The following is a 21,150-nucleotide window of genomic DNA, read 5'->3' as shown; positions in this document are numbered from 1 at the left end:
GCTACTTACCCAATCCAGCCGTGAGGCCGTTGACGATCTGTCGCGTGGCGACGATGAACAAGATGATGAGCGGCACCGTGGCGATGGTGAGGCCGGCGAACAACGCCGCCCGGTCGGAGTAGTACTCGCCCATGAATCGGGTCAGGCCGACCCCGATGGTGTAGTTCTCGCTCGACCGCAGAAGGATCAGCGGGAACAGGAAGTCGTTCCAGATCGGGACGAACCGGAACACGACGACCGTCGCAACGGCTGGCTTCACGAGCGGCAGCATCACCACGGCGAAGGTGCGGAACGGGCCCGCGCCGTCAATCGTGGCCGCTTCTTCGAGCTCCCCCGGCAGCTGGCGGAAGAAGCTGACCAGCACGAACACGGTGAAGGGCACGCCGTTCGCGCCGTAGATCAGAATCAGGCTGAGCTGCGAGTCGATCAGCCCCAGGCTGTCCACCAGATGGAAGATCGGCAGGATGGCGAGGATGATCGGGATCATCAGACCCGACAGGAACACGCTCTCCAGAACGCCCGCCAGTCGGAACCGCCATCGCGCGATCGCATACGCGGCCGGAAGAGCGACGGCGGTCGAGAGCGCCACCGCGCCGATCGTGACGAACAGCGAGTTGAACGCGTAGGTGCCGAAGTCCGCTTCAATCCAGGCTCGCGAGTAGTTGTCGAGCGTGAATGAACGTGGCAGCGGGATCGGGTCCGTCACCATTTCGAGGTGGGTCCGGAACGAGTTGAGGACCATGACGATGAACGGCCCGACGGAGATCAGCGCGTACAGCCACAGCGTGAGCGTGATCGCGGTCTTCGGTGCGCGCGCAGCGCGGTTCGCTCGCCGGCGCGAACGAGGAGGTCGCTCGCTCTTCGCCACCGCGGGTGCGAGTTTCGCCGAGGCGATCTGGGTGGTCATAGCAGCCTCGTTTCGTAGCGTCGGAGCATCCCGCGGCCCACGAGGGTGCCCGTCAGGATGACCAAGAAGAGCAGCGCGGCAAGGGCTGACGACAGCCCCATCGCGTTGGGTGCACCGCTCTGGAACGATGTGCGGAAGAACAGCAGGCCCATGACGTCAGTCGCTCCCGCGGGCGACCCGGTGGCGCCGCCGAGCGCGTAGGCGAGGGTGAACTGCTCCATCGACCCGATGAAGGTGAGGACCGACACGGTGCCGATCACCGGGACCAGCAGCGGACCGGTGACGTAGAAGAAGCGCTTGAACCCCTCCGCGCCGTCGACCCGCGCGGCCTCGTCGATCTCGGGGGCGACCCCCGCCAACGCCGCCCCGTACAACAGCACCGGGAACCCGATCCACTGCCACGCGGCAATCAGGACCATGACCGGAAGCGCGGTGGTGGGGTCGCCGAGCCAGGGCAGCGCGAGGAAGTCAAGGCCGACAGCCTTGAGCACCGCGTTCACCGGCCCGAATGTCGGGGACAGCAGCATCGACCAGAGGTACCCGACGACCAACGGGCTCACCAGGTACGGGGTCGTGTACAGGACCTGCAGCACTCGTCGGGTCGGTCCGAATCGCTGCAGGTGCACCGCGATGAAGATCCCGATCGAGTTCTGGAGCAGCATTGCGCCGGCGAACAATGCGAGATTGTGCGCGAAGGCGGCCGGAATGCTGCTGACGAACGGCTCGCGGCTGAAGAGCTCGACGAAGTTGTCCAGCCCGACGAAGGCAGTCGCCGTCGTCCCGGTCCAGCTGAACAGCGACGAGAACAGCGCTGTGGAGATCGGATAGAGCAGGAACACCGCGAAGAGCGCGAAGGCAGGAAGGACGAATCCGGCCACAACAAGGAGGGAGGGGCGTCGCCGTGCGATCGCGCCCTTCGCGGTAGCAGCCATCGCTACTGAGCACCGCCCGCGGGCACGAACCACGCCTCGATACCCGTCTGGGTGTCGGCCGCGACTCCCGCCGGATCGTTCTGACCCAGCCAGATCTCCTGCAGGCCCTGACCGATCAGATCGGTTCCCCACGGCTGGCCGAAGCGCAGCACCGCGAGCCCGAGGTACGGGGCGCTGTTCGTGAGCGAGAAGTCCGAGATGCTCTGAACCAGGGGATCGCTCAGCGTCACGCCTTCGCGCACCGGAAGCGCACTCACGCGATCTGCATAGTTCTGGGCGAACTCCTGACTCGCGAGCCAGTTGAGAAGCTCCAGCGATGCGTCGGGGTTATCCGACTTCGCGGAAACCGCCCATCCCGCGTCCGACCAGGTCGTCATCGTCGGCTCGTCGACCGGCCATTCCGGTCCGATCGGAGTCGGGAATGCCCCCAGCTCGAACTCAGGCGCGAGGTTGCGCACCGTGGCGATCTGCCAGGTGCCCGAGGGGAACATTCCCGCCTGGCCGCTCGCGAACAGCGCGACGGCGTCATCAGGAGTGACGGCGGTGATGCTCTCGCCGAAGTACGGCGCGAGCTCCTCCATGAGGGCGATCGCCGCGACACTGTCAGCGGATTCCAGCGTCGTCTCTCCCGCGACAAAGGCGTCGTGGAACTCCGATCCGCCGCGTCGCGCGTTTCCGATGATCTCCGCCGCGAGCGAGATCTGCGAGGCATCCGTTCCACCGAAGATGATCGGTGCGACGTCAGCAGCCTTGAGCGCTTCCGCCGTCGCGATGAACTCGTCCCAGGTGGCAGGCTCGTCGAGGCCGAGGTCAGCGAAGATCGCCTTGTTGTAGAAGATCTGGCCGGTCTGCACGCCCGCCGGCAACGCGTAGAGATTCCCATCGCTGTTGCTTCGCGACCCGCCGATGAAGGCATCCGGGAACGCGTCGATCTCGTCGATCTTGCCGTCAAGAGGAACCAGCGAGCCGCTGTCCGCGAAACCCTGGATGACCCCATACGACTTGATCATCACCACATCGGGGCCGTGCGACGCCGACAGGCCGGTCGACAGCAGCTGCGGGTAGTTCGCGTCGGGCTGGAGGGCGACCTCGACGCTGACCTCCTGGCCATCGATCGTGAACTCCGGGAGGAGCTCCTCGAGTGCCATTGCGGTTTCGGCGCTCCAGGTCCAGATGCTCAGTTCAACGGTGTCGGAGGCGGAATCCGTGGCGCATCCGCTGAGCATTGCCAGCGAGGCGATGCCCGCTGTGGCGCTCACGAGCAGCGAGCGGCCTCGCCGCTGACGGCGGGTTGTGATGGGTTGCATTTCTACTCCTTTGTAGGGATGGCCTTGGCGCGGCCAGTGACGTGGTGCGCGATGTGGCAACTTTGGCAACCGGTTGCCATCTCGGCTACGATGAAACCACAGCGCCGCAGTGCTGTCAAACAAGGTGGTGATTCGAATCGACGACGACATCGAGGTCTCTGACGCGCGAGCCACCGACGCGGTGACGATCTACGACATCGCACGGGTGGCGGGTGTGAGTCCTTCGTCGGTCTCGCGAGCACTGAGCCAACCGGGACGGCTGAACGCGAAGACCGAGGGCCGGATCCTGGCAGTTGCGGCGGAGCTGGGCTTCCAGGCGAACCCATTCGCGCGCGCGCTGCCGACCGGGAGAACACGGCTCCTCGGACTGCTGATCAACGATGCCGCCAACCCCGTCTTCGCGGGCGCGATTCGTGGCGCCGCCGAAGTCGCGAGCGCACACGACTACACGCTGATCCTGACCGACTCGCAGTCCAGCGCCGAAGACATGACGGTGGTCCTGAGGCGTCTGCTCCCGATGGTTGATGGCGTGATCTCCGCATCTGGCCGCGTGACGCCCGAGGAGCTCCGTCACGCTGCTGGACCGAAGCCTGTCGTACTCGTCAATCGAGACGCGGCTGGCTTCGACTCGGTCACCCCGGACATTCTGCCCGGTGTCGAGGACGCCGTCCGGCTTCTGAAGTCGTTGGGTCACCGCCGGGTCGGGTTTATTCAGGCGCCCGAGTACTCGTGGCTCGGCCAGCATCGCTACGAGGCGATCGAGCGCAAGCTCGCCGCCATGGACTTCGAGCTTGTCTCCCTCGGCCGGGCGGAGCCGACCCACGAAGGCGGGCGCGCGGCGGCGGCGAAGGTCGTCTCCAGCGGGATCTCGGCAGTCTTCACCTTCAACGACCTGATGGCCATCGGCCTCATGCGCGAGGCTGAGTCCTTGGGCGTCCGAGTTCCCGACGACCTCAGCGTCATCGGCTTCGACAACATCTTCGGCTCGGACTTCACGTCCCCGCCGCTCACGACAATCGCCACGTCGCTCGACGACGCGAGTCGCGCCGCAACCAGGATCCTCCTGCAACGACTCGGGGAGTCCGTGAAGGGCGACACGACACCCCCGGATCTCGACGGCAAGCTGCTCGTACGCGGCACGGTCGGGGCTCCGCGTTCGCGGGGCTAAAAGAACCCGTCCGGGAACCCGGTCAGGCTCCTCCCCCGCGACGGCAGATCCACGCGGCACCCCGCCCGCACGTCGCGACGCCCCGAAACCCCAACACCTCACCCCCGCAAGGCCGAACGATTCAGCGCGCCCGAAACCGCGCTCGAAGCCCCCTCAACGACGCAAGGCGCCGAGCACGCTCGCCGATCGGCGCCTTCTCGCGTCGCCGGATCGCGCATATCGGCCATATCGCCCAGGCGAGCCGTCAATGCGGAGTTCTGCAAACTCGGGTAGCCGAGATTCACGAACATCTCTTGGTGCGCGAGGCGGGACTTGAACCCGCACGCCCTTGCGAGCACTGGCACCTGAAGCCAGCGTGTCTGCCATTTCACCACTCGCGCGCATGTGATCACCGAGGCGATCAACTGACAGAGATTATCACAGCACGCCGGGGCACTCGCGCCCCCAACCCCCGCGAGCGGTGCGAAACGTGCGATCCGGAGGCGCGCACACCGCACTCTTGGCACCGCTCGCGGGGCGGCGCGAGCACGGGAGCAACGCGAGCGCCGGAGCGGGAGCAGCGCGAGCGCGGGAGTGGGAGCAACGCGCGCGGGCGGCCGCGCGGGCGGCCGCATGAGCGCGAGGCGCGGAAGTCCGAGAGTGCACCCGGGCCGGACCGTTACGATCAACGTAATCGGGCTTGGGGCGCCACGGCCCGAGCCTGCACGCCGGAAGGGGACCCGTGGGGATTCTCGACAGCTTTGAGCAGGGCTTGGAACGCGTCGTCAACGGCGCCTTTGCCAAGACCTTCAAAAGCGGTCTGCAGCCGCTGGAGGTGACGGCCGCGCTCCGCCGCGAGCTCGACACCAAGGCCGCCGTCGTCTCGCGCGACCGGATCCTCGCCCCCAACCAGTTCACGGTGCGCCTCGCGCCCGCCGATTTCGAGCGGATGACCGGGCTCGGCGAGCCGCTGATCGACGAGTTCACGCAGCTGGTCCAGCAGCACGCCGCCGCCCAGCACTATTCCTTCGCCGGCGGCATCACCATCACGCTCGCCGAGGACGCCACCCTGAGCCAGGGCATCGTGCGCATCGACTCGGTCAACGTGAAGGGCGAGGTCGAGTGGGTGCCGACGCTCGACATCGCGGGGGAGCAGCACCGGCTCCCGACCGGCCGCACCGTGATCGGGCGCGGAAGCGACGCCGACATCACCATCGACGACCCCGGAACCAGCCGCAAGCACATCGAGATCCTGTGGGACGGCAAGCGCGGCCAGGTCAAGGACCTCGGCTCCACCAACGGCTCGAAGCTGAACGGGGTGCGGCTCGACACCGCGCCACTCCAGCCCGACAGTGTCATCGAACTGGGCAGAACCCGTATCGTGTTCCGAGTGCTGGCCCATGCGGCCGGCACGGACCCGCGGAACCCGAGAACGCCATGAGTGTTCACGAGCTGAAGGAGCCTGGCCGCCCGTGAGCGAACTGACTCTGCTTCTGCTGCAACTGGGCTTCCTGCTCCTGCTGTGGTTCTTCGTCTTCGTCGTCGTGTACTCGCTGCGCTCCGACCTGTTCGGCCAGCGCGCCCGCAAGCTTCCGGATGCGGCTCCCGTCGCCGGCACCCAGGACACGGCCGTCGCGCCGTCCGCCCCCGCCGACAAGCCGAGCGCCCCGCGCGTCGAAGCGCACCGCGCGCCCCCCGGCCCGAGCGATTCCACCCCGCGCCGCCTCGTCATCACCTCCGGTCCGCGTGAGGGCATGGAGATCGACCTGCCCGCCGAGCAGCTCACGATCGGTCGCTCCAGCGAGTCCGGCCTGGTCATTCGCGACGACTACACCTCCACCCACCACGCGCGCCTCATGCTGTGGAACGACTCCTGGGTGATCCAGGATCTCGACTCGACCAACGGCACCGTCGTCGACGGCGCGCGCGTGACGCTGCCCACCCCGGTCCCGCCGAACGTTCCGGTGACGATCGGCACGACGAGCTTCGAGCTGCGGCGGTAGCCGATGACGACACCCACGAGCGCGGCGGTCTCCCACGTCGGTCGGATCCGGGCCAACAACCAGGACTCCGGCTATTCCGGCACCCACCTCTTCGTGGTGGCCGACGGGATGGGCGGCCACGCCGGCGGCGACGTCGCCTCCGCGATCACCACCAAGCGTCTCGTGGATGCGGACATCGCCTACGGCACGGCGGAGGACGCCGAGCAGGCACTGCATGACGCCCTGATCGCCGCGAACGGCCTGCTCGCCGAGACGGTGTTCGAGCATCACGAGCTCACCGGCATGGGCACCACCGTCAGCGGCATCGTCCGCGTCGGCAACCGCATCGCCCTCGCGCACATCGGCGACTCGCGCGTCTACCGCTACCGCGACGGCGAGCTCGAGCAGCTCACCGCCGACCACACCTTCGTGCAGCGCCTCGTCGACTCCGGTCGCATCACGCCCGAGGAGGCCGCGGTGCACCCGCGTCGCTCCGTGCTGATGCGCGTGCTCGGCGACGTCAATGCCGCGCCCGAGATCGACACCAAGATCCTCGACACCCGCGTCGGCGACCGCTGGCTGCTGTGCTCGGACGGCCTATCGAGCTACGTCTCCGACGAGAAGATCGCGTCGATCCTCGACTCGTTCCGCACCCCGCAGTCGGCCGCCGACCGCCTGGTGCGCGAGAGCCTCGACCACGGCGCCCCCGACAACGTGACGGTCGTGTTGCTCGACATCGACGACGAGGAGGAGGTGCACCCCGCACCGCCCGTGCTCGTCGGCTCGGCCGCGGCGCCGCTCAGCTTCGACGCGGAGCCCGTGCGCCGCCCGATCCGCCTCCCCACGCTGCTGCTGCATCCGTTGAAGGCCTCGCAGTCGGAGGATGCGCACTTCGAGCCTGAGCGGGAGGGCTTCCTCGAGGAGCTGATCGAGGAGGATCGCCGTCGCGCGATCCGCCGTCGCATCTCGGCGCTGCTGCTGCTCGTGCTGGCGATCGCCGCCATCGTCGCGGCGGCGTTCCTGTCGTACCGCTGGACCCAGTCGCACTACTACGTCGGCGAGGAGGACGGCCGGGTCGCCGTGTTCCAGGGCGTGCAGGCGACGATCGGTCCGCTCGAGCTCTCGAGCGTGTACCAGACGACCACGATCGAGCTGCTCGACCTGCCCGAATACCAGCAGGAAGCGGTGACGAAGACAATCAGCGCGGACAACCTGCGCGATGCGCTCGAGATCGTCGCGCGACTGCAAGCGGCGGCGGGCGGCTGACATGACGTCACCCGACACCGCGACCCGCCCCCCGCTGACGACGACGATCCGCCTTCGCCTTCGCCAGCCCGCGCGCCGGCGCAACATCGAACTCGGCATGCTGCTGCTCGCGATCGCGATCAACGGCGTCGCGCTCGGTCTCGTGCAGATCGGCGCCCTCGGCCGCATCGGCGGCACCATGCTCGCCCTCGGCGCCGGCCTCGGCATCCTCGTGCTCGCGGTGCACGTCGCGCTCCGGGTCGTCGCCCCCGACGCGGACCCGTTCGTGCTGCCGATCGCGACCGTGCTGAACGGGATCGGCATCGCCGGCATCACCCGCATCGACATCGCCAAGGAACTCGTCGGCTGGGATGCGTCCGGCGTGCGCCAGATCGCCTGGTCCGCGATCGCGATCATCATCGCCTTCGCCGTGCTGCTGCTGATCCGCAACCACCGCGTGCTGCTGCGCTACCGCTATGTCATCGGTCTCGCGGCGCTCATCCTGCTTCTCCTGCCGCTGGTTCCCGGGCTCGGCCGCCCGGTCAACGGGGCCTACGTGTGGATCAGCGTCGGCGGGCTGTCATTCCAGCCCGGCGAGATCGGCAAGATCCTGCTCGCGGTGTTCTTCGCCGGCTACCTCGTCACCGCGCGCGACTCGCTCTCGCTCGTGGGGCGCACCATTCTCGGCATCCGCTTCCCGCGCGCCCGCGATCTCGGCCCCATCCTGGTCGTCTGGCTCTTCGCGATGGTGGTGCTGATCGGCCAGCGCGACCTCGGAACCTCGCTGCTCTACTTCGGCCTGTTCCTGGTGATGCTCTATGTCGCCACCGGCCGCCCCAGCTGGATCATCCTCGGAATGCTGCTGTTCGTCGGCGGCGCCTTCGCCGCGAGCCGGCTGTTCACCTACGTCGGCAACCGCTTCACCGCCTGGCTCGACGCGTTCAACCCGGAGTACGCCGACGACCAGAGCTACCAGCTGGTGCAGGGCATCTTCGGCCTCGCGAACGGCGGCCTGCTCGGCACCGGACTGGGCCGCGGCCGGCCCGACATCGTGCCGCTCGCCGAGAGCGACTTCATCATGGCCACGCTCGGGGAGGAGCTGGGCCTGATCGGCCTGTTCGCGATCCTGTGCCTGTACCTGCTGTTCATCTCGCGCGGCTTCCGCATCGGCTTCACCGGGCAGGATGACTTCGGCCGGCTCCTCGGCGTCGGCGTCTCCTTCGTGGTCGCCCTGCAGGTCTTCATCGTCATCGGCGGCGTGACGCGGGTCATTCCGCTCACCGGTCTGACGACGCCGTTCCTCGCGGCGGGCGGTTCGTCGCTGGTCGCGAACTGGATCATCGTCGCGCTGCTGCTGCGGCTCTCGGATTCGGTGCGCAGCCAACCGCGCTGGGTGGTGGTGCCGTCATGAACAAAGAACTCCGCCGGGTGAGCGTGCTCGTGCTGCTGATGTTCCTCGCGCTGTTCACCTCCAGCTCGATCATCCAGGTCTTCCAGCAGGACGAGCTCGCCGCCAACCCGTTCAACGCCCGCACCCTGTACGACAGCTTCTCGGCCGAGCGCGGGGCGATCCTGGTCGACGGCATCGCGATCGCGAACTCGGTTCCGGTGGATGACGAGTACTCCTACCAGCGCGAGTACTCGAACGGACCGCTGTACGCCGCCGTCACCGGATACTTCACGCTCGACCAGGGAACGACCGGCATCGAGGGCGAACTCAACGACTTCCTGAGCGGCACCGCGAGCGAGCAGTTCCTCGACCGGGTGAACGCGATCCTCACCGGCCAGAACCCGCAGGGCGCCGCCGTGCAGGTCACGATCGATGCCACCGTGCAGCAGGCGGCGTGGGACGCGCTGGGCGATCTGCAGGGATCGGTCGTCGCGATCGACCCGAGCACCGGCGCGATCCTGGCGATGGTCTCGAAGCCGAGCTTCGACCCGAACGACCTGGCCAGCCACGACTCGAGCGTCGTGATCCAGAACTACACGGAGCTTCTCAACGACACCGACGATCCGCTCATCAACCGCGCGATCTCCGGCGATCTCTACCACCCCGGTTCGACCTTCAAGCTGATCGTCGCCGCGGCCGCGCTCGAGTCGGGGGAATACACGCCCGACAGCGAGCTGCCCAACCCGCGCACCATCACGCTGCCCGAGAGCAGCTCGGTCGTCTCCAACTCCGGCGGCGGCGCGTGCGGCGGCGGCGACACGGTCACCATCGCCGACGCGCTGCGGCTGTCGTGCAACGTGCCCTTCGCCGAACTCGGCCAGGAGCTCGGCTACGAGGCGATCGCCGAGCAGGCGGCCCGCTTCGGCTTCGGCGACGAGAGCATCACGGTTCCGATGAGCGTCACGCCGAGCATCTTCCCGCAGACCGACAGCGAGGCGCAGCTCATGCTCGCCTCCTTCGGTCAGGCGAATGTGCGGGTGACGCCGCTCGAGATGGCGATGGTCTCCAGCGCGGTCGCGACCGGCGGAACGCTCATGAGTCCGACGCTCGTCGACCGGATCGTCGCGCCCGACCTGTCGATCGTGCAGTCGCTCGAACCGCAGGTCTACGGCACGCCGCTCAGCAGCGAGACTGCCGCCCTTCTGCGCGACATGATGATCAACAACGTCGCAAGCGGCGCCGCCAGTAATGCGACAATTGCGGGGGTTGACGTCGCGGGCAAGACCGGCACAGCACAGAATGGCGAGGGCGAGCCGTACACGCTCTGGTTCACCGGTTTCGCCCCCGCCGACAACCCACAGGTTGCGGTTGCGGTCGTGGTGGAGGATGGCGGCGGACTCGGGCAGTCCGGGTTCGGCAACACCGTTGCGGCGCCGATTGCGAAGAAGGTCATTGAGGCGGTGCTGAACAGATGAGACCCACAAGCGGGCTCACCTTCGGGGGGCGCTACCAGCTGTCGTCCCGCATCGCCATCGGCGGCATGGGCGAGGTCTGGCAGGCCACCGACCTCGTCATCGGGCGCACCGTCGCGATCAAGATCCTGAAGGACGAGTACCTCGGCGATCCCGGATTCCTGGAGCGCTTCCGCGCCGAGGCGCGGCACGCCGCCCTGGTGAACCACGAGGGCATCGCGAATGTCTTCGATTACGGCGAGGAGGACGGCTCCGCGTTCCTCGTCATGGAGCTCGTGCCCGGTGAGGCGCTGAGCGCCGTGCTCGAGCGCGAGCGCGTGCTGCCGAGCGACCGGGTTCTCGACTACGTGGCCCAGACCGCCTCCGCGCTGCAGGCTGCCCATCAGGCCGGACTCGTGCACCGTGACATCAAGCCGGGAAACCTGCTGATCACGCCGGATGGCCGCGTCAAGATCACCGACTTCGGCATCGCCCGGATCGCCGACCAGGTGCCGCTCACCGCGACCGGCCAGGTCATGGGCACCGTGCAGTACCTGTCGCCGGAGCAGGCGAGCGGCCACTCCGCGTCGCCGTCGACCGACATCTACTCGCTCGGCATCGTGGCCTACGAGGCCCTCGCCGGACGTCGACCGTTCACCGGCGAATCGCAGGTCGCGATCGCGATGGCGCAGATCAACGACGCCCCGCCGGAGCTGCCGGTCACCGTCTCCGAGATGGTGCGGAACCTCGTCTACTCCTGCATCGCGAAGCGCCCCGAGGACCGGCCCGCCTCGGCCGCCCATCTGGCGCGCGCCGCGCAGGCGCTGCGACGCAACGACATCGCGGGCGCCATCGCCGCGGTGCCGATCCTCGCCGAGGGCACGGATCTCACGGCCGCGACCGCCGTCATGGGCACGGCCGCCACCCGCATCCTGCCGGGCGGAGGCGGTTCGGGCGCGGGCGCCGGTGTCTCCACCGCGACCGCGCCGCTCGACACCACGCCGCGCCGCAACCCGTGGACCTGGCCGCTTGTCGCCCTCGTGGGGGTGCTCACCGTCGCGCTCGTGGCGATCATCATCGTGCTCGCGATCAGTCCGAGCGGCACCGACCCGGAGGCGACGCCCAGCTCCCCGGCGCCCACCTCCGCCGAGGCGACGCCGGATCCGACCCCGGAGCCCAGCGAGACGCCGATCGTGATCCGCGCCGCCGACTACGAGGGCCAGCCCTTCGCCCAGGTGCAGGCCGCGCTCGAGGAGCTCGGCCTCAAGGTGGTGCGACAGGACGGCTCGGTCGCGAGCTCGCCGACGCAGAACGACACCGTGCAGTCGATCAGCCCGACCGGCAACCTCAGCGCGGGCGAAGAGATCACCGTGCGCGTCTACCAGTCGTACCCCGGCGCGCCGACCCCCAGCACGCCGACCACCTCGACGGTCGGACCGTACACCGCAGGGCAGACGGTTGTCATCAACTTCCCGCAGTACTCGGGATGCCCCGCCGACTACACCCGGGCGGGCTACAACTTCACCCTGACGAACGCCACCTTCGCCAGCGGCGGCAACCCGGTCGCCGCGGATGCAACGTCGATCAGCATCGTGCTGGGCAGCCCCGGCACCGCGTCGGTCAGCTACACGGCATCGTGCAGCCCCGGCGGCCTCACCACTGATCCCTCCGACGCGCTGGACCTCACCGTCAACTAGCGGTTCAGCGCGAGCCACTACACTTGCTCCGATTCAACGACCGATAGGACTACGCCGTGACCGAGGGGCCGATCGCCGGGACTCATCTCCTGGCTGACCGCTACCAGATCGGAGAACTTCTCGGTCGAGGCGGCATGGCCGAGGTGCACGCGGGCTACGACGCCCGGCTCGGTCGCAACGTCGCCGTGAAGCTCCTGCGGCCCGCGCTCGCCTCCGACCCGGCGTTTCGCACCCGGTTCCGCCAGGAGGCGCAGGCCGCCGCGCGGATGTCGCACCCGACCATCGTCCGCGTCTACGACGCCGGCGAGCAGACGGTCCCCGATCCCGCGGGCGGGGAGCTCCAGCTGCCCTTCATCGTCATGGAGCGCGTCGAAGGCAAGCTGCTGAAGGACATGCTCGAGGACGGCCCTCTGGAGCCGGCCGAGGCAGTGCGCATCGCCGAAGGCATCCTGACCGCGCTCGAGTACTCGCACCGCGCGGGTGTCGTGCACCGCGACATCAAGCCCGGCAACGTGATGATCACGCAGAACGGTCAGGTGAAGGTCATGGACTTCGGGATCGCGCGTGCGATCTCGGACTCCTCGGCGACCATCGCGCAGACCAGCGCGATCCTCGGCACCGCGCAGTACTTCTCGCCCGAGCAGGCGCGCGGCGAGGCGGTCGACGCCCGCACCGACCTCTACTCGACCGGCGTCGTGCTCTACGAGATGCTCACCGGCCAGGCGCCGTTCCGCGCCGAGGGCGCCGTGGCGGTCGCCTACCAGCACGTCAGCGAAGCACCCGTGCCGCCGAACACGCTCAACTCGGCGATCTCGCCGGCGCTGAGCGCCGTGGTGCTGCGCGCGCTCGCGAAGGACCGGTTCGAGCGCTACCAGTCGGCCGCCGACTTCCGCGCCGATCTCGAGATCGCCCTCGCCGGCAAGGTTCCCGACGCCGCTCCGTCCAGTGACGACTTCGGGGCCGCGCTGTTCGGCGTCAACCCCAACTCGTCCGCCGCCTCGGTCGCGACCATGCGGCGCCTCACCGAGGACTCCGGCGGCGACCGCGCCCCGCGCACCCAGTCGCGCCCGCCGGTCGCGTGGATCTGGGGATCCATCGCCCTCTTCGCCATCATCGTGGGCGCGGCGCTCTACTGGGTCTTCACCCTGACCGCGCCGACGCTGTCCGGCCCCGGCACCGCGATCGAGGTCCCGAACGTCGTCGGCGAGCAGTTCAACGACGTCAGCCAGTCGATCATCGACAGCGGGCTGCGGATCGATCAGGTGACGCGCACCGACGTCACCGCCCCCGAGGGCCAGATCCTCGAGACCACGCCCGAGGCGGGCACCCGCGTCGGACCGGGCTACGAGATCACCGTCGTCGTCTCCGCTGGCCCGCCCGCGGTCACCCTGCCGAGCCTGACCTACTCCACCGAAGCTGATGCGATCGCCAAGATCGAGGAGCTCGGGCTGACCTACGGCTCGACGCGGTCGACGTATTCGGCCAATGTCGCGAAGGGCGTCGTCATCGGCGTCGAGCTTCCCGGCAGCACCGAGGTCGTGACGCGCGCCGTCGAGGTCTCGCCCGACGGGGACAGCGTGCCCGACGTGAACCTGGTGATCTCGAACGGTCTGGTCAACATCCCCGACTACGTCGGCGAGCCGGTCACCACCGCCCGCGACGGGCTCGGCGTGCTGCGAGCTGACGGTCAAGCTCCAGCAGGACACCTCGTGCTCGGGCGGCCAGGTCGTGTCGCAGTCGCTCACCGGCGATCAGCCGCAGAAGTCGACCGTCACGGTCGTCTACTGCCAGCCGTAGCCTGCCGGGCGACGAGCGCCGGAGCGCTCAGCTGAGCTTGACCAGCGGGGTGAGGTCGCGCGCGCGCTCGGCCGCGGCGGGCAGTCCCGCGGTGGCGAGCCAGTTGCCGAGCATCCGATAGCCGCCCTCGGTGAGCACCGACTCGGGGTGGAACTGCACGCCGAGCACGGGAGCGTCGCGATGACGCAGCCCCATGATGACGCCGCCGGTGGTGCGCGCCGTCACCTCCAGCTCGTCGGGGACCGTTCCGTCGACGACGGCGAGCGAGTGGTAGCGCGTCGCGCGGAACTCGCTCGGAACGCCCGCGAAGAAGTCGCTCTCGTCGTGCGTCACCTGCGAGGTCTTGCCGTGCATCAGCTCATCGGCGTGCGTGACGGTGGCGCCGAGCGCTTCGGCGATCGCCTGGTGCCCGAGGCAGACGCCGAGCAGCGGGAGCTTGCTGTCGATCGCGGCGCGCACGACCGGAATCGAGATCCCCGCGTGGGCGGGGGTCCCCGGTCCGGGCGAGAGCAGGACCGCGTCGTAGTCGGCGATCCGGGTCGCCACATCCGCCTCGGCGATGTCGTCGTTGCGGATCACCTCGGTCTCGGCACCCAGCTGCTGCAGGTATCCGACGAGTGTGTAGACGAAGCTGTCGTAGTTGTCGACGACAAGAACTCGGGTCATCGACCTCCGCCAATCTGGGTCAGGGCCTGAATGGCCCCCTCTTCCACGGTCACATCCTGCGGGGCGACGAAGCCGTCGACGATCGGGAAGACCCAGATCACCAGCGCCCACATCACGGCGGTCAGCAGCACGAGCAGGATGAGCACGCGCACCCACCACGGTCCGGGCAGCACGTACCAGAGCGTCGCGTACATCAGTTGTCTCCTGGGTCGGTCACGACGCCGCCTGCACCGTCTCGGCGATCTCGGCCGGGGGCCCATCCGCACGCGGATAGAACTGGTCGAACACGCCGTAGGCGATGATGCGCTCCGCGGTCGAGAAGAACGGGTTGCAGGTCGTCATCGTGATGAGTCGTTCCTCGGGGCTCACGCCGTCCATCTGCGGAACCGGGTCGATGACGCCGACGCCGCGGGGGGTCACGTACTCCAGGTTGCGGAAGACATAGCCGTACCAGCCGTCCTGGGTCTCGACGTAGACCGTGTCGCCGATCTGAAGCTTGTGGATGTTCTCCAGGTTGCCGCCGTACGCCTTGCGGTGCGCGGCGATCGCGAAGTTGCCGACCTCGCCGGGCATCTGCGTCCCCGGGTAGTGCCCGAGGTTGTTCCGGTTCAGCACGCTCCAGGTGCCGATCCCTTCGGCGATCGGGCGGTAGTAGTCGTCGCCGAAACGCGGAACGATGAGCAACGCGAACCGCTCGGCGTCGGCGACCGGCTCCATGACGGGCGGGTCGTCGGTGTCGCCGCGGACGGCCTCGCCGATGTTCTTGTCCCACTCCTGGGTGATCTCGAGCGACTCGGCCTCGAGCTGCTGGCCGACGATGATGTCGTTGAGCCAGAGCTGCCAGCCGACGAAGGCGAGCACGAGGAATCCGGCGGTGACGAGGAGTTCGCCGAGGACGCCGACGACGGTCACCCGGGGGCGGCGGCGGCGCTGTTTCGCCCGGTGCCCCGCCTCTCGCAGCTCTCGACGCGACGTCATGCGGCGATTCTACTGGGGTCGGTCACAGCTGACCGGCCGGGGTTCGAGATGGACGCCCCAGAGCGGTCCGCTAGAATCCCGAACATGGCCCGAGACACCACCCGCACGTCCGCCGACTCCTCCGAGCCGAAGGCGGGCAACGATGCGCCGAACCCGGTGTGGTTCAAGCCGGTCATGTTCGGATTCATGCTGCTCGGTCTCGTGTGGATCATCGTGTTCTACCTGAGCCAGACGTCGTGGCCGGTGCCGCAGCTCGGAAACTGGAACATCCTGGTCGGCTTCGGCATCATGTTCATCGGCTTCCTGATGACCACGCGCTGGCGATAAATCTTCGAATTACACCCGTGTCATTCCTCCACACTGTGGAGGAGCCTGGGGATAACTCGCGACCCTAGGCGTACGCGCCGGGTGCGATCAGCACGCTGGTGATGCAGATGACCACCAGCACCGCCCCGATCGTGACCAGCCCGAGGACGCGCCGCCGCTTCTGAGCCGGCCGACGCGTGCGCGAGAACAGCGTGCCGATCGCGAACCCGACGGCGAGGCCGCCGAGGTGCGCTTCCCAGGCGATGTTCGGCACCAGGAAACCGATCACCACGTTGAGTCCGAGCACCACCAGCAGCTGGGTGATCTGCACCCCGAGCGCCTTGCGCAGCCCGAGCAGCGCGCCCATCAGCCCGAAGATCGCGCCCGAGGCGCCGAGCGACAGCGACGGCTGCAGGAATCCGTTCGTCAGCACGATCGTGGCTCCCCCGCTCACCACCGCGGCCTGATACAGCAGCACGCCCGCGACGTTGCCGCCGAGCGCCGACAGCAGATACAGCGCCAGGAACCGACCGCGACCGAGGAAGCTCTCCAGCACCGGCCCGAAGATCGCGAGCGCGTACATGTTGAAGGCGATGTGAAGGAACGAGCTCGGCGAGTGCACGAAGGCGCTCGTCAGCAGGCGCCACGGCTCGCTCGCGATCGCGCTCGGGTTCATCAGGAGCGCGGAGGTGACCGCGCCGCCGGTGACCAGCTGCAGCACGTAGAGCAGAACGCAGGCGGCGCCGATCGAGATCGTGACGACCGGGGTCGTTCCGCCGGGGCGGAACATGCGAGCAAGACGCGACCTCGACGCGGTGGGGCGGGTCGCCGCGCGACCCTCCCGCACGCACTCCGGGCACTGGACGCCGACCGCGGCCTGCGTCTGGCATTCGGGGCAGATCGTGCGACCGCACCGCTGGCAGAGCACCCAGCTCTGGCGCTCAGGATGCCGGTAGCAGACCCCCGCCGAGGTCGTCGCCTCGCCGCTCACTACAGGGATTCGACGGTGACGCTCGTGATCACGACGTCGGCCAGCGGCTTGTCGCGCCCATCCGTCTCGACGGCCTCGATCGCGTCGACGACGCGCTTCGAGTCCTCGTCGGCGACCTCGCCGAAGATGGTGTGCTTGCCCTGGAGCCAGGTCGTCGGCACGGTGGTGATGAAGAACTGCGAGCCGTTGGTGCCGCGGCCGCCGCGCGTGCCGGCGTTCGCCATGGCGAGGATGTAGGGCTGGGTGAAGTCGAGCTCCGAGTTGATCTCGTCGTCGAACTCGTAGCCCGGACCGCCGATGCCCATGCCGAGCGGGTCGCCGCCCTGCAGCATGAACTGCTTGATGATGCGGTGGAAGATGACGCCGTCGTAGAGCGGCGCGGTCGAGGTGACGCCGGTCTGCGGGTGCGTCCACTCCTTGGTTCCGGTCGCGAGGCCGACGAAGTTGTCGACCGTCTTGGGCGCGTGGTTTCCGAACAGGTTCAGACGGATGTCGCCGAGGCTCGTGTGCATGGTGGCGATCGCAGTGGGTTGAGGCATTCCACGATTCTCGCATGCGCGCCATGAGGCTCGCTCTCAGCGGATGCCCAGCCGCGCACGGCGCCGGATCCCTTGACCGCGGGGGGCGACCTGGCAGGATGGAGGGGAACGCCGCAGACCGCAGACGGAGGACGCCATGGGACTGTCACGCAAACGCCAGCGGGAGCTGAAGAAGCTCAAGCGATCGGCCGACCAGTTGTGGGATGAGCAGCGCGAAACGCTTGAGCACGCGGCCCACGTTCTGCGCGACGCGCGCCGTCAGGCGGCGAACTACGCCCGCGAAGAGGTCGCCCCGCGCGTGCGCGGCGGCTACGAGGATCGCGTCAAGCCGCTCTTCGCCACCGGCGTCGCCAAGAGCCGTGCCGTGTCGCGCGACGCACGCGGCAAGCTCGCCGATGACGTCATTCCCGCCGTCTCGGGTGCGATCGGATCGGCTCTCGCGGTGCTCGAGGCCGCCAAGGACCCGCACGTGCGCGACGTCGTGAAGCGCGCCAGCTCCGCCACCGCCGAGCTCAGCTCGCGCGCCCGCAAGGCGGTCGCCCCCGCCCCCGTGAAGTCGTCGCCCGGCCCCGGCACCTACGTGCTCATCGGCCTCGGCGTGCTCGCGGTGGCGAGCGTCGCCTACGCCGCCTGGCAGACGCTTCGCGCCGATGACGACCTCTGGGTCGAGGACATCGAGCCCGGCGAAGCCGACGTCGACGAGCTCTAGCCCGTCCGCACTTCGAGAAGGCCTCCGGGGCCGGTCAACCGACCGACCCGGGGGCCTTCGTCGTGCGGCCCGGCATTCGGGGCGCATCTCGACCCCCTGATGCGCTAGCTTCTGGTACGAGTTGCAGGTCCGAAGACCAGGGGGGTGCGCGGATGACCGGTGACCATCGCGCGACCTGGCCGCTGATCGGCCGCGACCGCGTCCTGAACCGGTTCGACGACGAGGTCGCACGGCACCGGGGCGTCATCCACCTGCTCCACGGTCCCGCCGGGGTGGGCAAGTCGGCTCTCGCGCTCGCGCTGTCGCAGCGACTCTCCGACTCGTCGCCGATCCTCGTGCAGGGCCTCGCGGAGCAGTCATCCGTTCCGCTCGGCGCCTTCGCCGCGATGGTGGACGAGCTCGCGACGCCGACCCGCGAACACGCGCTCACCGATCTGGTGCAGTCGCTCGGCTCGCGGCAGACCCCGCCGCTCATGGTGGTGGATGACGCACCCCGCCTCGACGAGCTCTCGGCGGAGGCCGTCGCCCGCCTGATCACCGGCTTCGGCGCGACCGTCGTCGCCACGGCCCGCGCACTGGAGGAGCTGCCCGCGCGACTCGGCGGGCTCGACGCCTCCGGTCTGCTGCGCCGACACGAGCTGGTCGGCCTGGAGCTCGACGAGATCGCGGACCTGCTGCACCGCCGGTTCCGCCTTCCGGCCGCGGACGACGACGTTCGGCGTCTCGCGTGGGAGACCGGCGGCAACGCCCTGCACCTGCGCATGCTGGTCGAGAGCGCGATCGATGCGGGTCGGGTGGTGCACCGAGGCACGCATGTCGAGATCCGTGCGGGCGAGTCGCCGACGCGGCTCGCGGCACTCGTCGAGTCGCGGGTCGCCGAGCTGGAGCCGGATGCACGGCGCGTCATGTGCCTGGTGGCGATCTGCCAGCCCGTCGCACCCGGCGAGATCATCGAGACCTTCGCCGCCCGGCGCCACATCGCGGAACTTGTTCGGCGCGGGCTGCTCGTGGAGGCCGCCGGCCGCGTGAGCATCGCGCATCCGCTGATCGCCGAGACGCTCGAGAGCGGACCGGAGGTTCCCGCCGTCCTCGGCGAGGCGCTCCGACTCCTTCGCCGTGACGCGGCTCCCGCCCGGCGCTTTCGCGCCGCCGAGTGGGAGCTTCGTGCGGGCCGCCCGACCGATCCGACGGAGCTGACCTGGGCCGCCGGCTACGCGACCGCGACCGGCGACGCGCGCGGGGCCTCGCGGCTGGCCGCCGCCGCGGCGCAGCTCCCGGGTCGCCGTGCCGCGGCCTTCGCCGCCCAGCTCACGGCCGCGACCGCCGCCTCGGCGGTCGGTGAACTCGACATCGCCGATGCGCGCTTCGACGATGCCGCCGGGTTGGCGCAGAAGCCTCGGGAGAAGATCGCGCTGGCACGCCATCGCGGGGAGCATCTCGCATTCCGTCGAGGCGATCCCTCCGCCGCCATCGCACACGGGGAGGAGGTGCGCCAGCAGCTGGATGCGGGCGACACGGCTCCGCTCGATGCGGACCTCTGGAGGTGGCGCACCCTCGCCGAAGGTTCCGCTGCTGCCCCGTGCGCAGCGCGATCGCGGCGACGATCGCGGCGGCCGCGCGGGGCGAGTTCACGGCGGCGCGAACGTCGGCGGTCGCGCTCGCGGTGCCGCGGGAGGTGCTGGGCGACGACGCCCCCTCGGCCGCGATCGCCCTCGGCATCGAACGGTTCTGCGCGCTTCGGGCAGCGGGCGACGGCGCCGCCGCGGCCTCCTATCTCGAGTCGCTTCGCGCCGAGGCCCACGAGGAGGTGGGATTCTTCACGGCGCTGCTCGCCTGGCAGCGCACCCACGATGGCCGGTTCGCCGAGGCCGAGGCTCTTGCCGATCTCGCGCTCGAGCAGCTGGGTCGTTGGGATGGCGGCGAGCTGACGCCGTTCGCCCGCGCGGTGCGCGCCGCGATCGCCGCGCAGCGCCACGACACCGCCGACGCCGCTCGGATGCTCGACGAACTCGACGCCGCTGGGCCGGTGAGCGGTGCCGCGCAGCTCGCCCGCGCCGAGTGCGAGGCGTTCCTCGCCGCAGCCGCCGGTGAGCCGGCGCGGGCCGCCGAGGTCATCCTGCGCGCCGTCGAGGATGCCATCGACTCCTCCTACGATTTCATCGGCGCTCTCACCCTCGCCCACGCGCTGCGCTTCGGCGAGATCGACCGCACGGCCCGGGTCGCCGAGGCGCTGTGCCAGAACTCGATCGAGAGGATCGAGCCGGCACTCGCGGTGCTCGACGCGGCGCGTGCCGTCGAGTCGGGTCGCGTCGAGCAGGTCATCGCGGCCGCCGCCCGTTTGTCGAAGAACGCCTTGACCGCGTGCGCCGTCGACGTGCTGGGGATGGCGGGTCGCGGCGACATCTCCGACGCTGACCACCGCCGGCTGGCCGCCGCGGCGCTCGCCTTGCGCGGCGACATCGACGCCCCGCTCCTGCACTCGGCGGACCGGCCGCTGCTCACCCCGCGCGAACTCGACGTCGCCCGCGCCGCGGCCCGCCGGCTGCGCTCCCGGGAGATCGCTGAGGAGCTCGGCATCTCGGTGCGCACGGTCGACAATCAGCTGCAGTCGGCCTACCGAAAGCTGGGGGTGCGCTCGCGCGACGCCCTCCGAGACGTGCTCGCCGAGACCGGCCTGCTCACGGCGAGCTGACCGCGCACCCACCGCAGAAGCGCCGGCGTGAAGAGAAGCCCAGCGAAGCGCAGCGACCGCGCTCGGTGCGCGAAGCGAAACACGCCGCAGCAGCGGCGGCGTGCTGGCCAGCAGAGCGAAGCGCAGCGACCACGCTCGGTGCGCGGAGCGGCGCACGCCGCAGAAGCGGCGGCGTGCTAGCGAGCAGAGTGGAGCCTAGGGGAATCGAACCCCTGACCTCCTGCTTGCAAAGCAGGCGCTCTACCAATTGAGCTAAGGCCCCGAATGGGGATGGAGTGGGGCTACCAGGACTTGAACCTGGGACCTCTTCGTTATCAGCGAAGCGCTCTAACCGCCTGAGCTATAGCCCCTCTTCGGCATGTTCCGCAGAACAGCCTCGCTTACATTACCCCACGCCGTCAGCGTGAGCCAATT

Annotated in this window: 20 protein-coding genes and 3 tRNA genes; 12 read left to right on the top strand and 11 right to left on the bottom strand. The window is 69.2% G+C overall.

All coding sequences use genetic code 11. The features are described from left to right. Position 1 precedes the first annotated feature (1 nt). The 3 genes from AC0L6Y_RS12410 to AC0L6Y_RS12400 are packed head-to-tail and all read right to left on the bottom strand — an operon-like array spanning position 2 to position 3,146. Positions 2–907, bottom strand: coding sequence for a carbohydrate ABC transporter permease (locus AC0L6Y_RS12410; RefSeq protein ID WP_473553009.1), 906 nt, complete (start codon positions 905–907; stop codon positions 2–4). Further along, the gene (locus AC0L6Y_RS12405; protein ID WP_473553005.1) at positions 904–1,785 is read right to left on the bottom strand and encodes a carbohydrate ABC transporter permease; all 882 of its coding nucleotides are present in this window, start codon (positions 1,783–1,785) and stop codon (positions 904–906) included. The genes AC0L6Y_RS12410 and AC0L6Y_RS12405 overlap by 4 nt, the downstream gene beginning before the upstream one ends. 56 nt (positions 1,786–1,841) lie before the next feature. Further along, the gene (locus AC0L6Y_RS12400) at positions 1,842–3,146 is read right to left on the bottom strand and encodes an ABC transporter substrate-binding protein (protein WP_473553002.1); all 1,305 of its coding nucleotides are present in this window, start codon (positions 3,144–3,146) and stop codon (positions 1,842–1,844) included. Positions 3,147–3,273: 127 nt separating this feature from the next. Between AC0L6Y_RS12400 and AC0L6Y_RS12395 the strand changes: the two genes are divergently transcribed. Continuing rightward, on the top strand, positions 3,274–4,314 hold the full coding sequence (locus AC0L6Y_RS12395; RefSeq protein WP_473552998.1) for a LacI family DNA-binding transcriptional regulator: 1,041 nt from the start codon (positions 3,274–3,276) through the stop codon (positions 4,312–4,314). Positions 4,315–4,608: 294 nt separating this feature from the next. Here the strand turns inward: AC0L6Y_RS12395 and AC0L6Y_RS12390 are convergent. Further along, positions 4,609–4,694 (bottom strand) — tRNA-Leu (locus AC0L6Y_RS12390). 341 nt (positions 4,695–5,035) lie between these two features. Between AC0L6Y_RS12390 and AC0L6Y_RS12385 the strand changes: the two genes are divergently transcribed. Genes AC0L6Y_RS12385 through pknB form a run of 7 tightly spaced genes read left to right on the top strand, consistent with a single transcriptional unit; the run spans position 5,036 to position 13,890 of the window. Beyond that, positions 5,036–5,734, top strand: coding sequence for an FhaA domain-containing protein (locus AC0L6Y_RS12385; RefSeq protein WP_473552993.1), 699 nt, complete (start codon positions 5,036–5,038; stop codon positions 5,732–5,734). Between the two features lie 31 nt (positions 5,735–5,765). Next, on the top strand, positions 5,766–6,296 hold the full coding sequence (locus AC0L6Y_RS12380; RefSeq protein WP_473552989.1) for an FHA domain-containing protein FhaB/FipA: 531 nt from the start codon (positions 5,766–5,768) through the stop codon (positions 6,294–6,296). Between the two features lie 3 nt (positions 6,297–6,299). Then, positions 6,300–7,541, top strand: coding sequence for a PP2C family protein-serine/threonine phosphatase (locus AC0L6Y_RS12375; protein WP_473552987.1), 1,242 nt, complete (start codon positions 6,300–6,302; stop codon positions 7,539–7,541). 1 nt (position 7,542) lies between these two features. Continuing rightward, entirely contained in the window at positions 7,543–8,931 is a 1,389-nt protein-coding gene (locus AC0L6Y_RS12370) for an FtsW/RodA/SpoVE family cell cycle protein (protein ID WP_473552985.1), read from the top strand. Beyond that, positions 8,928–10,385 (top strand): peptidoglycan D,D-transpeptidase FtsI family protein, encoded by a 1,458-nt coding sequence (locus AC0L6Y_RS12365; RefSeq protein WP_473552982.1) that lies wholly within the window; start codon positions 8,928–8,930, stop codon positions 10,383–10,385. The genes AC0L6Y_RS12370 and AC0L6Y_RS12365 overlap by 4 nt, the downstream gene beginning before the upstream one ends. Further along, positions 10,382–12,058 (top strand): protein kinase domain-containing protein, encoded by a 1,677-nt coding sequence (locus tag AC0L6Y_RS12360; protein WP_473552980.1) that lies wholly within the window; start codon positions 10,382–10,384, stop codon positions 12,056–12,058. Before AC0L6Y_RS12365 ends, AC0L6Y_RS12360 begins: the two co-directional genes overlap by 4 nt. A gap of 56 nt (positions 12,059–12,114) precedes the next feature. Next, on the top strand, positions 12,115–13,890 hold the full coding sequence (gene pknB / locus AC0L6Y_RS12355) for a Stk1 family PASTA domain-containing Ser/Thr kinase (RefSeq protein WP_473552977.1): 1,776 nt from the start codon (positions 12,115–12,117) through the stop codon (positions 13,888–13,890). Here pknB and AC0L6Y_RS12350 read toward each other — a convergent pair. The 3 genes from AC0L6Y_RS12350 to AC0L6Y_RS12340 are packed head-to-tail and all read right to left on the bottom strand — an operon-like array spanning position 13,883 to position 15,499. Further along, positions 13,883–14,521: an aminodeoxychorismate/anthranilate synthase component II gene (locus AC0L6Y_RS12350; protein ID WP_473552973.1), complete on the bottom strand. Its 639-nt coding sequence runs from the start codon at positions 14,519–14,521 to the stop codon at positions 13,883–13,885. The two genes, pknB and AC0L6Y_RS12350, sit on opposite strands and share 8 nt — an antisense overlap. Beyond that, positions 14,518–14,715, bottom strand: coding sequence for a hypothetical protein (locus AC0L6Y_RS12345; protein ID WP_473552970.1), 198 nt, complete (start codon positions 14,713–14,715; stop codon positions 14,518–14,520). Before AC0L6Y_RS12345 ends, AC0L6Y_RS12350 begins: the two co-directional genes overlap by 4 nt. Positions 14,716–14,734: 19 nt before the next feature. Next, complete coding sequence (locus AC0L6Y_RS12340; protein ID WP_473552965.1) at positions 14,735–15,499, bottom strand: class E sortase; 765 nt, start codon at positions 15,497–15,499, stop codon at positions 14,735–14,737. 84 nt (positions 15,500–15,583) lie between these two features. Here AC0L6Y_RS12340 and AC0L6Y_RS12335 point away from each other — a divergent pair, with 84 nt between their 5' ends. Then, on the top strand, positions 15,584–15,826 hold the full coding sequence (locus AC0L6Y_RS12335; protein ID WP_473552959.1) for a cell division protein CrgA: 243 nt from the start codon (positions 15,584–15,586) through the stop codon (positions 15,824–15,826). A 64-nt stretch (positions 15,827–15,890) separates the two neighbouring features. On the opposite strand, the gene AC0L6Y_RS12330 is transcribed toward AC0L6Y_RS12335, so the two are convergent. Both AC0L6Y_RS12330 and AC0L6Y_RS12325 read right to left on the bottom strand, forming a co-directional pair. Further along, complete coding sequence (locus AC0L6Y_RS12330) at positions 15,891–16,796, bottom strand: rhomboid family intramembrane serine protease (protein WP_473552954.1); 906 nt, start codon at positions 16,794–16,796, stop codon at positions 15,891–15,893. Continuing rightward, positions 16,796–17,335: a peptidylprolyl isomerase gene (locus tag AC0L6Y_RS12325; protein WP_473552948.1), complete on the bottom strand. Its 540-nt coding sequence runs from the start codon at positions 17,333–17,335 to the stop codon at positions 16,796–16,798. Before AC0L6Y_RS12325 ends, AC0L6Y_RS12330 begins: the two co-directional genes overlap by 1 nt. A gap of 136 nt (positions 17,336–17,471) precedes the next feature. Here AC0L6Y_RS12325 and AC0L6Y_RS12320 point away from each other — a divergent pair, with 136 nt between their 5' ends. From AC0L6Y_RS12320 to AC0L6Y_RS12310, 3 genes are all read left to right on the top strand, one after another. Beyond that, on the top strand, positions 17,472–18,044 hold the full coding sequence (locus AC0L6Y_RS12320; protein WP_473552943.1) for a hypothetical protein: 573 nt from the start codon (positions 17,472–17,474) through the stop codon (positions 18,042–18,044). A 152-nt stretch (positions 18,045–18,196) separates the two neighbouring features. Then, a complete protein-coding gene (locus tag AC0L6Y_RS12315; protein WP_473552937.1) occupies positions 18,197–19,972 on the top strand; it encodes an ATP-binding protein in 1,776 nt (591 codons plus the stop codon). 68 nt (positions 19,973–20,040) lie between these two features. Further along, entirely contained in the window at positions 20,041–20,736 is a 696-nt protein-coding gene (locus AC0L6Y_RS12310; RefSeq protein WP_473558526.1) for a helix-turn-helix transcriptional regulator, read from the top strand. Between the two features lie 189 nt (positions 20,737–20,925). On the opposite strand, the gene AC0L6Y_RS12305 is transcribed toward AC0L6Y_RS12310, so the two are convergent. Together AC0L6Y_RS12305 and AC0L6Y_RS12300 are read right to left on the bottom strand one after the other, a co-directional pair. Continuing rightward, positions 20,926–20,998, bottom strand: a tRNA-Ala gene (locus AC0L6Y_RS12305). Positions 20,999–21,012: 14 nt separating this feature from the next. Continuing rightward, a tRNA-Ile gene (locus AC0L6Y_RS12300) sits at positions 21,013–21,086 on the bottom strand. Positions 21,087–21,150 lie beyond the last annotated feature (64 nt).

It is taken from the genome of Pseudolysinimonas sp. 10J20-29, assembly GCF_055809595.1.
This window is presented reverse-complemented; position numbering and strand designations above follow the sequence as displayed.